Annotated in this window: 9 protein-coding genes; 5 read left to right on the plus strand and 4 right to left on the minus strand. The window is 37.4% G+C overall.

Annotated elements, in window-relative coordinates:
* Positions 1–74: 74 nt before the first annotated feature.
* Positions 75–1475, minus strand: a complete 1401-nt coding sequence (locus FLEMA_RS0105795; protein WP_026994649.1) for a hypothetical protein — start codon at positions 1473–1475, stop codon at positions 75–77.
* A gap of 237 nt (positions 1476–1712) precedes the next feature.
* On the opposite strand from FLEMA_RS0105795, the gene porQ reads away from it, so the two are divergent.
* Positions 1713–2756 carry a type IX secretion system protein PorQ gene (porQ, locus tag FLEMA_RS0105800; protein WP_052353978.1) on the plus strand — a complete coding sequence of 348 codons (1044 nt, stop codon included), beginning with the start codon at positions 1713–1715 and terminating at the stop codon, positions 2754–2756.
* A gap of 47 nt (positions 2757–2803) precedes the next feature.
* A complete protein-coding gene (gene hslU / locus FLEMA_RS0105805; protein WP_026994651.1) occupies positions 2804–4201 on the plus strand; it encodes an ATP-dependent protease ATPase subunit HslU in 1398 nt (465 codons plus the stop codon).
* Positions 4202–4452: 251 nt separating this feature from the next.
* Here hslU and FLEMA_RS67650 read toward each other — a convergent pair whose 3' ends face one another.
* Positions 4453–6009 carry a DUF5723 family protein gene (locus FLEMA_RS67650; RefSeq protein ID WP_044170905.1) on the minus strand — a complete coding sequence of 519 codons (1557 nt, stop codon included), beginning with the start codon at positions 6007–6009 and terminating at the stop codon, positions 4453–4455.
* A 749-nt stretch (positions 6010–6758) separates the two neighbouring features.
* Here FLEMA_RS67650 and pfkA point away from each other — a divergent pair.
* On the plus strand, positions 6759–7733 hold the full coding sequence (gene pfkA / locus FLEMA_RS0105815) for a 6-phosphofructokinase (protein WP_026994652.1): 975 nt from the start codon (positions 6759–6761) through the stop codon (positions 7731–7733).
* Positions 7734–7804: 71 nt separating this feature from the next.
* On the opposite strand, the gene FLEMA_RS0105820 is transcribed toward pfkA, so the two are convergent.
* Positions 7805–8572, minus strand: coding sequence for a YdcF family protein (locus FLEMA_RS0105820; RefSeq protein WP_026994653.1), 768 nt, complete (start codon positions 8570–8572; stop codon positions 7805–7807).
* Between the two features lie 172 nt (positions 8573–8744).
* Between FLEMA_RS0105820 and FLEMA_RS67655 the strand changes: the two genes are divergently transcribed.
* Both FLEMA_RS67655 and FLEMA_RS0105835 read left to right on the plus strand, forming a co-directional pair.
* The gene (locus FLEMA_RS67655; RefSeq protein ID WP_044170908.1) at positions 8745–10199 is read left to right on the plus strand and encodes a TlpA family protein disulfide reductase; all 1455 of its coding nucleotides are present in this window, start codon (positions 8745–8747) and stop codon (positions 10197–10199) included.
* Between the two features lie 188 nt (positions 10200–10387).
* Positions 10388–11758, plus strand: a complete 1371-nt coding sequence (locus tag FLEMA_RS0105835) for a TlpA family protein disulfide reductase (protein WP_026994654.1) — start codon at positions 10388–10390, stop codon at positions 11756–11758.
* 99 nt (positions 11759–11857) lie between these two features.
* On the opposite strand, the gene FLEMA_RS0105840 is transcribed toward FLEMA_RS0105835, so the two are convergent.
* On the minus strand, positions 11858–12757 hold the full coding sequence (locus tag FLEMA_RS0105840) for a DUF58 domain-containing protein (RefSeq protein ID WP_044170911.1): 900 nt from the start codon (positions 12755–12757) through the stop codon (positions 11858–11860).
* Between the last annotated feature and the right edge of the window lie 276 nt (positions 12758–13033).

Consider the following 13033-nt stretch of genomic DNA (forward strand, 5'->3'; position numbering starts at 1 on the left):
AAAATTGATATAGTTTCTTGAAAATTGTATATTTCATAGGAATGCTTTTGAATTATTCTTAGATAATTATTTTCCTAAAAGGAAATGATAGCATCTTTGGCAATATACAAGCCTCCATCTATTTTAATTTGAACAGGTCTAAGTACTTTATTATCAATATTGATAATATGCGAGTTGGTTACTCGCATTGAGTGGTAGTTTTGGGGAAAACAATTGCAAGACCAGTTTTGAGGGGTGTTCCAATACCCCGACTGCAAAGAGTTAATCCATAAGGGTTGAGGACCCGTTGGTGCAATTTTGACCAATAGTTGATTTTCCATTAAATTGTTTGTCCACATATTAGCAGCGGCTATGATTCCCCTTGCCGAAAAGTGAAGACCATCGGGGCGGTCGCTTCCATCCATACCTTCATGATTATCGATAATACTGTTGAGGTCGGGGCCTCTGTAGGCATAAGGGGTATGGGCAATAGTATGTAATTGGGCTTCCAAAGGATTGGGATATACCCACCCTAGGTAGCTGTCGAGGGCTATTACCCAGCTTAGATTGGGTATTTTGCTATCTTCTCGGCTTTTGACAATATAGCCATTCATCCATCTTTTGATATCATCGGCAGGGGCTTCTCGTTCGTTGACACCGTGCAGCGTAAGCACAGTTCTAACACCAGTTAGTGGCACATACAGTTGTAGAATGTTTTTTAGGTTGATATAAGGCATTCCTATATTGGCATTTACAAATGAATGATAAAAATAAATGTTATAGGCCGCTTTGTACCAGTATTCGCTAGTAGTACCACCAAAAGCAGCATTATAAATGAGTATAGGAACGTTGAGCTGGCGACTCAAAGAATCGCCTAAAATACTCCAAAACCAAGGAATATCGCTAAAGGGGCTCATTCCTGAGTTATTGGTAATTTGCTTGAACCTAAGTATAGGTAATACGTTGGCATCGCCAGTAGCTAGGTAATTACACCAAGTAGAATCGGTATTACTAGCGGGTTGGTATCTGGGGTAACGTCCTTCACAACTGGGTACTTTACCCATTTCTATGCAATTGACACGGTCGTCGGTAGCATCGGGGCCTGTTACACCGTACGAGCCCCCTTGAGCATTTGAATGCCCCACACTGATGAGTACCTCGCCTACACCAATGCGTTCAATCGTGATAGAGTCTTGGATTGTATTGTTGACCAATGTTCTGATTTTGAGGTTATACCAACCTCCTTTGGCATTGATTTTACCTACAAAAGCATTTAGAATATTTCCCTGACTTACAGTTTGCCAAGTACTAGCCACAATAGTATCTAAGCGGCTTTGTTCTGTTCTTGGTATTAATTGGGCTTCTATTTTGTCGCAGGGCTTGTCGACATGCCCTGTAATATAGAGGTCTGCCTTGTTGGAAACATCTCGCTGAATTACAGCACGTGGTACAGGAAACCGAATGTTTAACTGAGCAATACTTACAATTGGTAACATTAATAGCAATGCAACATAGTATAGTTTGGGTGTGTATGTTATTGATACACGGAGGATTGAAGTTGGTTTTAACGTGAATGGTATATATTTCATGGCTAAATGGTTCTTAGAAAGATTTGTTTAAATAAATTCGTCCGAGGTGTAGGAGATAAAGGCTATCTTTGTCAACGTATGAGATAATACCTGCCTATAGAGAGTGATTGATTGAAGCCGAAATTTTTATAAAAAGTGTTGATTATGCAATTATTGAAAAGTAAAATAATCCAATATTTATTTTACGGAATAATCATATTAAATAACCAAGTTTTGATTGGACAAATAAGGGATAATACATCTTATACTTTTTTGAATATACCTTCCAATCCAACAGTAGCGGCTTTGGGTGGGTATCGGGTAAGCCAAAGCAAAACTACGGTAAATAGCTTTTTACAAAACCCAGCCTTGTTAGACTCTACACATCAGAATGTGCTAAGCCTCAATTATATGCCATATTTTCAAGCAGGGCAATTGGCTTCGGTAGCGTATGCTCCAACAATATTAGGACATACCTGGGGAATAGGTGTGCAATACCTCGACTATGGCAAACTACAACGAACCGATGCCGTCGGTAATGTTCTTGGCGAGTTTTCGGCCAATGATTATGCTATTACAATTGCCACATCACAACGGCAGGGAAATATTACATTTGGTGGAAGCTTAAAATATGTGGGTTCGGTAATTGAGCAGTTGGGCTCATCAGCAGTGATGCTCGATGTAGGAGGGTATTTTAAGCATCCCGTTTATGACTTAACCTATGGAATAGCAGTAAAAAATATCGGTTTTGTACTCAAAGAGTTTTCTCCGACTAGTACCAGTAATTTGCCTTTTGATGTACAAATGGGTGTATCTTTCAAACCTCAATACATGCCTGCTCGTTTTTCGCTCAATGCTCATCATCTTTATCAATTTGATATTGCCTATGCCAACCCCAGTGTTGTTGTAAAAGACCTTAATGGCAATACCGTATCGACAAAAGTGAGTTGGCCAGATAAAATTGCTCGTCATTTGTCTTTTGGTGCCGAATTATTATTAAGCAAGCATGTTAACCTATTATTGGGCTATAATCATTTGTTAAATAGAGAATTAAGCCTAAGTTCAGCGGCTGGCCTCAGTGGTTTTTCGGGTGGAATCGTTATTAGAAGTAAAATATTTGAACTGTACTATAGCTATTCAGGTTATCATGCTAGCGGAAACTTGAGTAGTTTTGGGATAATTTTAGATTTAAAACGTTTGATAAAATAGTTAAGTCTGTAACAGCATTTTGCTATTACAGTATCCAATCACAGAATATGGTAAATTTAGATTCTTTAACTCCTAAACAAATCGTCGAGCAACTCGATAAGTATATCATTGGGCAGCACGAAGCCAAGAAAAATGTAGCTATAGCCTTGCGTAATCGCTGGAGAAGAATGAATGCTCCTGCCGATATGCAGAAAGAAATTACACCTAATAATATTTTGATGATAGGCTCTACGGGTGTTGGTAAAACCGAAATTGCTCGTCGTTTGGCCAAATTGGCCGATGCCCCATTTACAAAGGTAGAAGCATCTAAGTTTACTGAAGTGGGGTATGTAGGGCGTGATGTCGAATCTATGGTACGTGACTTGGTGGAGTCGTCGGTACATCTTGTACAGCTTGCCAAAAAAGAGGCTGTCAAAGAAAAAGCTGAGGAGGCTGTTGAGGAGGCTATTTTAGAAGCCTTGATTCCTGCTGTAAATAAGTCGACCAAAAAGCCCTCAAAAGAATTAGCTCTTTCACAAGATATTGCCAACGAACCCGTTTCGGACGAAGAACTCAATCATAAAACAAGAGAGCTTTTTCGTGAAAAACTCAGACGTGGCGAACTAGAACACCGCAAAATTGAGATTGAAATGAAGGCAACCAGCTCGCCCAATATTGGGGTAATGGGTGGCCCAATCGATGAGATGTCGATGATGAATCTGCAAGAAATGATTGGGGGAATGATGCCTAAAAAGCAGAAAAAAAGAAAATTGACTATTGCCGAGGCTAGAAAGATATTGTTGGAGGAAGAATCGGCCAAGTTGATAGACATGGACGAGGTAAAAGAGGAGGCTATTCGTAAAGCCGAAAATTTAGGTATTATATTTATTGATGAAATCGACAAAATCGCATCGAGCAGAAGTGGTGGAAACGGCCCCGATGTAAGCCGTGAAGGTGTACAGCGTGATTTGTTGCCTATTGTTGAAGGCTCAACGGTTAATACCAAATACGGTGTTATCAATACCGACCACGTTTTATTTATAGCCGCAGGGGCATTTCATGTAGCCAAACCAAGCGATTTGATTCCTGAATTGCAAGGACGTTTTCCTATCAGAGTAGAACTTCAAAGCTTAAAAGAGGAAGATTTTTATCGTATTCTCAAAGAACCTAAAAGTGCATTGACCAAGCAATATGAAGCATTGTTAGCTTCAGAAGGGGTTGAGCTACAATTTAATGATGATGCCTTGTCGGAAATCGCTAAAATAGCTTTTGCGGTAAATGCCGAGGTCGAAAATATTGGAGCAAGAAGGTTACAAACGGTGATGTCACATTTACTCAATGATTTGATGTTTGATATTCCCGATGTAATTTCAGCCAATGCCAAGATTATTATTACCAAAGAACTGGTTGCTGAGCGATTGGGGGGCTTAGTAAAAAACAGAGATTTGAGTCAATATATTTTGTAAAATACACAGGTGTTTTGGCTAGAAAAATGAGTCATCCCTAATTTTTAGATAACAAGGCGGTCGAAAAACAATTTTCGACCGCCTTGTTTATGAATAGCCACTAAATTTCTACCATTGGAGCAATTGATAAGCCTCATCAAAGTTCACTTGACGACTTCATGAACTACAACAAATACAAATAGGAGGGCTTTTAATATATACCTAATATTGGGGAGGACTCATATTTTTGAGGATAATAATATACCTAACATTTATTGTCTTTTCCAAAACATCAACTTTTCTTTCAAGGTTTTTTTTGCTGGCTGCTCGTACCAGCAAGCATTCGGTGTTTCGGGAGGCTTTCTGAAAATAGGAATATTCAAGCCAAAATAAAAATCAAATCCTTTAGGTTTGCCAATATTGAGCAAACTTCCCAAATTGTCTGTGCCAAGAAAAAGAGGCCCCAATCTACCAGCCAAACCAAACGCCACTTTGCTATAATTATCAAATAACACCAAAGGCATTGCTACGTCTATCCACTTGGTTTCGTAGCGAGGAATAACCCCCAACAACGACGGTGATTTTAAGCCCAAAGCATTGGTAGAAGTTAGGTTTTGAACCAATAATGCCCCCACATATATATGGGGTTTTATCAGATAATCGGCATTGATTTGTAAAGTACTTGGCAAAACAGTTGAGAAATTATCGCTGAAATCAGCACGAGTAACACCTAATTGGGTATTAAGTTGTGTAAAAAGATTATCAAAACCTTTGGCATTGATAAAGTCGTTTTTCGAAAAATCAATATTACTAGCTCTTACTTTCCACTGATTGGCATAGAACGTATTGTTGTAATTGATATAGCCTATATCATGCAACGATACCCCTATTTTGAATAGATATTTGTTTTTGCTGGCATCAAATTTTCTAACTCCTTTTTCACGATAAGCAAATTTATTGATATTGGGGCGATATTCGTACACAACCCCTATATCAAGCCCCCAGCCACCACCAGCAGCATCGCCCCCCAAAAGCCAAGGAAATGAAGGAGAAGACGCTTTAATAGATTCCTCTTTGGTATAGCCATACTCAGCAACAATATTATTAACTCTTAATATTTGGTTAGTGGGGTCGTTAGGGTCAGGAACTAATTGATAACTAGCTTTGTTGATATAAGAGTAAGCCGAGTAAATACCCGCCAATCTTTTGGCTGTAATACCCAATTTGATAAACTCTTCTTCATTGTTTGTTATTATCTGGCCATAACTTACTCCAACTTCTGCGTAACTATTGATATTGAGTAGGGCATTGGACAAATCGCCACTGCTTGTAGAAATAATAGGCGAATTGATACCAAAATACATTAATTCTGCAAAAGAAGCCGAAATACCAGTAGCACTGGCTCCCGTCCGAACCCGAGTAGTAAGGGCTACAGCACGCTTGTCGTTGATGGTATAAAGTACCGAAGGCCCACGGCTATCAGCTAAAGAATATCCCGACTTTGAGCTACTGTTGGAACTAGCGTTCAGGTAGGTATCCCTAAATACAGTAACACCTTGGCTATTTCTGTATTCTGGAGCTACCGAATTGGTAAGTAACGAGGTATAAGAATAAGGGGCATCCCAGCCTAAGTAATTATTGGTAGCAAAAATATCGTTGCTAACGAGGTTGACATATACTTTATACCTAGAATCTACGACATTTGCAGGGTTTTGATAAAGGGCATTTGTACCAGCATAATTACTTCCAGCCATACCTAGCCAATGCTGGGCTGTTGTTTTATGAAGGAAAGACAATAATATAGTTGTGGTTATGATGTATTTAAACATGTATTATAAAGCCTATTAGAGTTGTTTTTGTAATTAGTGCAGTCTGTTTTTATAAAGAAAAAGTGGATTCGTGATTTTTGGTGTGCAAGTTGTATAAATCAAAGAATAAATCCAAAAATAAGGTAATGGTTAGTGTGCTTTTCATTAACAGAAAATGAAAGTTTTTATTGTATAAAATCATTTTAAGTAGCTACGCCTTAAAACTTTAATGAACGCTTAACCAATAGTTCATGATAAAAGATTTTCTTTGTCGGAATATCTTCAACCTTGTAAGCGGTACCTGGTGTTATGATTGTTATCAAAACAAAACGTAGCTTATTGATACATAGGCCTATGAAGTTTAGTGTATCAACTTAATCGGTTTAGCAAATTGTTTTGAATCCATACTTATTTTGCAAAGTTATGCGTTTGGTAATCAACCCACAAAGCCACGGAATATGAATTAGTCAAGATAATAAAATGCTATTTACAAGAAAAAATGGCAGGTAAATTGAAAAAAAACTCGCTACTTTGTTGTATATTTTTAAGTAGAGTCTTGTATATTTCCAAGTAGGAAAACATTTAATAGAATAAGTTAAATTAAATATTATAAAAGTTATATTTTTGTAAAAAGTGTTATTTCTCATACTATTTTTTTAAGAAAATGATTAGAAACCTCATTTTTAAGCAATAAATTTGCAGGGTTTTGCAGAAAAAGCGAATAAAATTTGGGAAATAGCTTAACCGACTAAAAATAATAAATTGTCTATATGAAAAGAGTCGCAGTATTAACTTCAGGAGGTGATGCTCCGGGCATGAACGCTTGTATTAGAGCTGTTGTTCGTGGAGGGTTGCATTACGGATTAGAGGTTTTCGGAATTATCCGAGGGTACAACGGGATGATCAAAGGTGATATCATTCCCCTAAATTCACAGTCTGTTAGTAACATCATTCAGCGTGGTGGTACTATCTTAAAATCTGCCCGTAGTAAAGAATTTATGACACCAGAAGGTCGTAAAAAAGCATACGACCAATTGAAAGCACATGGTATCGAAGGGTTGGTAGCAATTGGTGGTAATGGTACTTTTACTGGAGCTGAGATTTTTTATAATGAATTCCAAATCCCAACGGTAGGCGCTCCAGGTACAATCGACAACGATTTGTATGGAACAGATTGCACGATTGGTTATGATACAGCCGTAAATACAGCCTTGGATGCTATCGACAAAATTCGTGATACCGCCGATTCACATGACCGTATCTTCTTTATTGAAGTAATGGGGCGTGACTCTGGCTATATTGCTGTTCAGTCGGGTATTTCGGGTGGTGCCGAATCTATTTTGATTCCAGAAGAAAGACAAACCATCGACGATGTAGTAACAACATTGAAAGCGGGTTTTGATAGAAAAAAATCATCTTCTATTGTGATTGTAGCTGAAGGCGATGAAGAAGGCCATGCTGCCGAAGTTGCCGACAAAATCAAAACTACGATCGACGTTCCTGTCGATATTCGTGTTACCAACCTTGGCCATATTCAGCGTGGTGGTAGCCCAACTGCTTTTGACCGCATCCTTGCAAGCCGTTTGGGTTTGGGGGCTTTAGAGGGTCTTTTGAAAGGTGAGAAAAATGTAATGGCTGGTATTATCAACGACCAATTGGTGTACACTCCATTTCATGATACTATTACTAAGAAAAAAGTGATTAACAATGATTTATTGAGAATGTCAACGATTCTAAATCGTTAGTTATTCTTGATTTTGAGTGAAGAGTGGTAGTGGAATGTTCACTATATACTTTTCACTCGAACAATGCTTCATCAACAATACCCCACCATTCTGTACACGATATATCCCAATATTTCGTGTATTAATTGATAAGTATCTGCCAAAGCGGTTTCGCTTGGTAATAGCAGAATATCCAAAGCCCATTGTCTTTTTACCGATTTGAAAGAACAGCTAAAGAGTGTAGTCGATACGCCTGCTTTAGCAAAACAACCTTGTGCCCTTCGGCCATGAAATGCTGACGTAAACAAAATAACTTTTGTGCCTAATTGAGGCATTTGCTGTAGAAGTTTGGCACAATATTGGGCATTTTCATGGGTGTTACGTGCTTGTGTTTCCAAAATAATATCTGAAGGGTTTACACCCAATTCCTCTAAAATTTGTGCCGTTTTGTAGGTTTCGTTGTCGCCTTCAAGCTGCTGGGGTAATACGGTAGAAACACCTCCCGAAATCATGATTTTTTTAATTTGCCCCTTTTTATATAACCTCAAAGCTTGTATAAACCTATCTGCTGTTTTTCCAACAAAAATCTGATTAGCTTCGCTATCTTTTTGAGTCATCATTCCACCCGTAAGGATTATCCCGAGGTCGTAGTGTTGGGTAGTTACTGGCTGAGGAATTTCCCAAAGCAAATAAGCTTCATTAATTAAAAAAGAGTTGCCTAAAAGCATCAAAAAACTTATTGAAGCTATAATCCACTGTTTGCGGTATTTGACCGAAAAATAAGCTCCTAACAGTGCTATGAGTATCAATGAAATAGGCATTAGCAAGTAAAAAAGGATTTTGGATAGTATAAAAAACATAATTGTTGCAAGTAAAATGGGATTGGAGTGATTTTTGAATGCTTTATTACGACAAAAAACAATATATTTTGTCAATTAAAGTAAGTCAGACTAACTTTGAAAATGAAACGTTAGTATTTTGCCCAAACTCTATAGTAGTTGGTTCTCATAATTCAAGTTAAATAAAGATAAAATGAAACAGTATTTTAAAAGAATAATTTTATTATTTGCTCTTGTTTCTTGGTTCAATACCCTTCAGGCTCAAACCAAAGAAGGTTTTTCAATAAAAGGAAAAATAGCGGGGCTTAAAGATACAACCGTATTTTTGGCTCATTATTTTGGATACAACCAACAGGTTATCAAAGATACCGCTATTGTGGATGCCGAGGGTAAGTTTCATTTTCAGGGCAATAAAGCTTTGCCAGAAGGGCTGTATTTGGTGGCTTTGCCTAAAGGACGCTATTTAGACATTGTTATTGGTAATCCCGAATTTTCTTTTGAAACAGATACCATCAATTTGATTAACAAAATGAAGGTTGTTGGCTCAAAAGAGAACCAGTTGTTTTTTCAGTTTCAGCAAGATATGTCGGCTAAATTTGAAAAAATCAAACAGCTAGATGCTGCCCGAAAAAATAAAAAAGACCCCAATGTCGAGGCTGCTTTTAAAAAGGCTCAAGACGATATAACGCAGTTTCAAAAAACGTGGTTTACCCAAAACGAAGGTACACTAGTAGCCAAATTAATCAAAGCGGCTCAAGAACCCGATATTCCACCATTCAGCAAGCCCTTGGTTACCAAAGCCGACTCTATGGCGTTTTATCAGTACCAATTTACCTATTACAAAAGCCATTATTGGGATAATTTCGACTTGACCGACGACCGTTTGATGCGTTCGCCATTTTTTCAAAAGAAATTAGAACGTTATTTTGAAGACCTGACCGCTCAGCAAGCCGATTCTATCTCGTTGGAAGCCGATAAGATTTTGGCAAAAACCAAGTCGAGAGATATGCGTAGATATGCTATTTACAAAATCGCAAGTCAGTACGAAAACCCTAAAATATTGGGTACTGACGGGGCTTTTGTACACATGGCCGAAAAATATTATATCGGCGAGCCTGCCCTTTGGGATACCAGTACGGTTCGTAAGATGAAGGAGCGTGTGGCTATATTGAAGCCACTATTGCTGGGCAAGCCGTTTCCCGATATGTATTTGACCGATACTTTAGGCCGAGAAATTGATATAAAAAGAATCCCTGGCGATTATACAGTTGTCTTTATTTATGACCCCGAATGTGGGCATTGCCGTGAGTCGGCTCCAAAAGTACAGAAAATGTACCAGTCGCTCAAAAGCAAGAATGTAAGATTGATTGCAGCATCGATTGAGCGAACACCATCAAAATGGAAAAGCTTTATCAAGGAATTTAAGTTTGGCGATTTAATCAATGGAATAGATATTCACAAAAACCCACAAACAGGAAAAGAAGAATACTATACCGATTTTAAAAATGCCTTTGATGTTTATGCAACGCCTGTAGTATATGTGTTGGATAAAGATAAGAAAATTTTGGCCAAACGCTTGCCTGTTGAACAAATCGAAGATTTTATAGATTTTCATAGAAAACAACATGCCAATCGCATTGGCAAATAAATAGCTATTTCATGAAGCAAAAAGGCAATATACTGTTGATTTCCCTTTGGGTAATTTCAATAGTATATTGCCTTTTTGCGGTTGAGTATAATAAATATATATGTCTTGATTTGTATTTTATTGATTATCAGTTGTTTGTATTGTTTCTCAAAAATGACCACTTAATTAAATTTTATTAACTGCCTAGTATGAACAAACTATTTATTGCCTTTATAGCTCTGAGCATATTGTTCTGCTCTGAACATATCTTTTCGCAAGGTTATAGAATCGATGCCAAACTGAAAGGGCTCAAAGATTCTGTATGCTACCTGACCTATTATTACGAAAATCTCAATTATATTCAAGATTCGGCCAAGATAAATGCCAATGGAGAGCTAGTTTTTCAAGGGAAAAAAGCTCTTGAACAAGGTTTGTACAACCTTATGATTGGACATTGGCAAAGTATAGATTTATTAGTTGTGGAACAACACTTTTCTATTGAAGCCGATGCCAAAGATTTATTTAATACACTCAAATTTAAGGGTTCGCGTGAAAATGATTTGTTTTATAGCTACCAACAAAAAATAATAAAAGATGCCCAACGGATAGCCAGTATAGGGGCGGTATCAGATTCGTTGTTGCTCAATAAACAATATGCTTTGCAGTATGAATTAGAATTGTACAAAAAGAAATTTATCAAGGCTTTTGAAGGAACGTATGCTGCTAAGCTTATTAAGGCTACTATGCCCATGGATTTGCCTGTAGCCCCCAAGCTTGACAACGGTAGCGAAGACCCACTATGGGCTAATCAGTTTTTTGTAGAGCATTATTTTGATAACTATGACCTAAGCGACCCACGGATGATTAGAACGCCCTATTTGTATCAGGCGGTGGGGGCTTATTTTGAACAATTATATTTTTTACCAACTGATTCGCTTAATCATTTGGTAGATAAAATCCTTGCCAAAACCCAGTCGAAAACCGAAATTCGGAAATATTTGGTTACTAAAATGGCTAATTTCTTTGAGAATAGTAAAACCATGGGGCATGATGCCGTTTTTGTATACATCATGCAAAATTACTATTTGAAAGAACCTCAGATGTGGGACGAAACTACTATCAAGTTAGTAAAAGAGCGAGTATATTATCTTGATAAACTACTGATTGGCCGTAAAATTCCGAATGTAACCCTAAGTGATTTTTCGGGAAAAGAACTGCAACTACACCAAATAAATGCCAAATGTACGATTGTTTATATCTATTCGGCAGATTGTGGGCATTGTCAGCAATTTACGCCCCAATTGGTAGAATTAGCCCAAAAATACGCTAACAAAGGATTGAAGGTTTTTGCTCCTATTTTTGGTAATGACCTCGAAACATGGCAAAATTTTGTAAAACAATATAAGATGGAGTCTTTTATAAATACAATAGACCGCACTGGAGATATAAGCTTTTTTCAGGAATTTGATGCTCAATATACACCAACGATTTATATTATAGATGCACAAAAAAAGATTGTAGGAAAAGGTAATATTACTATCAAAAATATGGAGGAGATTGTAAGAAAGATACTTCTATAAATAAAAATATTATTGGATGATAGAGTTTTGAGATTCAGTGTAAAAATTAGTGAAATAGTATAATAAAGGGGTGTAGCTTGGCTATACCCCTTTATTATACTATTTCATTTTGGTTCTTTTGACCAGATATGATGATAGAATTTGGTCAAAACCTTCTGCAATATCGGCTTCTATAAAGTCGATTTTATATTGTCCACAGCGTAGTTTAAGGTCTTGGTAAAATGCTTTTAGTACTTTTTGGTAGTCGTCTTTTACCTGAGCGGGGTTTAATTTGATTCTTTCGTTGGTTTCGAGGTCGATAAACTCATAAGGACGGTCTTCAAAAGCAAAGTCTGATTCTGTTTTTTTGTCGGTTACATGAAAAATAAGCACCTCGTGCATATTGTGTTTGAGGTGTTGTAATGCCGAAAACAGAATTTCAGCTTCTACGATATTATCGAACATATCGCTAAACAAAATAACCAACGAGCGTTTATGAATTTTCTCCGCAATTTCGTGGATAACAGATGCTACAGCGGTTGATTTGCTGGCTAGAGGCTTTTGCATTAAGCTTTGCAAATCCAATAAAATTTTATGGATATGCGTCGGTGTCGATTTCATCGGTGTTTGTATTTCGATGCTATCTGAAAAAGTAGTAAGGCTTACGGCATCTTTTTGCTTTTGTAACATAAAAGCTAGTGCCGCCGCCGCCATACACGAAAAAGTGATTTTGCCTTGTGTATTTTCGGGGTAGTACATCGACGAAGAGGTGTCAATCAGTAAATGACAACGCAGATTGGTTTCTTCTTCGTATCGCTTGGTGTAAATGCGGTCTGTTTTGGCGTATACTTTCCAGTCGATATGGCGGGTACTTTCGCCTGTATTGTACAAACGATGTTCTGCAAACTCGACCGAAAAACCATGAAAAGGTGATTTGTGAAGTCCTGTAATAAAACCTTCGACCATTTGCTTGGCCAAAAATTCAATATTGCCGTATTCTCGTATTTTTGCTAAATCCATAATATATTTTTATCTGCTTGGCAAATCGACCAATATCGTGCCAATTTACAAACTTTCTTCACACAAATTAAGCACATCAAGCAGGATTTTAGGATTAAAGGATTGCCGTAGGGCTTCTGATGGGTTCAATTAGGTAAGTATTGAAATACTCCTTTGCACTAAAGAAGTACCATAATTTGTTAAATTTAGCCATAAAATATGGCCAAAATAAAGGCTTTTATGAGGCAATGTACAAACAAAAAAATAGTAAACGGCTATCAAAGGGGTATTTTGTTG

The organism is Flectobacillus major DSM 103 (genome assembly GCF_000427405.1).
Taxonomy (GTDB): domain Bacteria; phylum Bacteroidota; class Bacteroidia; order Cytophagales; family Spirosomataceae; genus Flectobacillus; species Flectobacillus major.

Coding starts and splice junctions, on each gene's coding strand:
- FLEMA_RS0105795 (WP_026994649.1), bottom strand. CDS start 1,475: ATGTTACCAATTGTAAGTATTGCTCAGTTAAACATTCGGTTTCCTGTA.
- porQ (WP_052353978.1), top strand. CDS start 1,713: ATGCAATTATTGAAAAGTAAAATAATCCAATATTTATTTTACGGAATA.
- hslU (WP_026994651.1), top strand. CDS start 2,804: ATGGTAAATTTAGATTCTTTAACTCCTAAACAAATCGTCGAGCAACTC.
- FLEMA_RS67650 (WP_044170905.1), bottom strand. CDS start 6,009: ATGTTTAAATACATCATAACCACAACTATATTATTGTCTTTCCTTCAT.
- pfkA (WP_026994652.1), top strand. CDS start 6,759: ATGAAAAGAGTCGCAGTATTAACTTCAGGAGGTGATGCTCCGGGCATG.
- FLEMA_RS0105820 (WP_026994653.1), bottom strand. CDS start 8,572: ATGTTTTTTATACTATCCAAAATCCTTTTTTACTTGCTAATGCCTATT.
- FLEMA_RS67655 (WP_044170908.1), top strand. CDS start 8,745: ATGAAACAGTATTTTAAAAGAATAATTTTATTATTTGCTCTTGTTTCT.
- FLEMA_RS0105835 (WP_026994654.1), top strand. CDS start 10,388: ATGAACAAACTATTTATTGCCTTTATAGCTCTGAGCATATTGTTCTGC.
- FLEMA_RS0105840 (WP_044170911.1), bottom strand. CDS start 12,757: ATGGATTTAGCAAAAATACGAGAATACGGCAATATTGAATTTTTGGCC.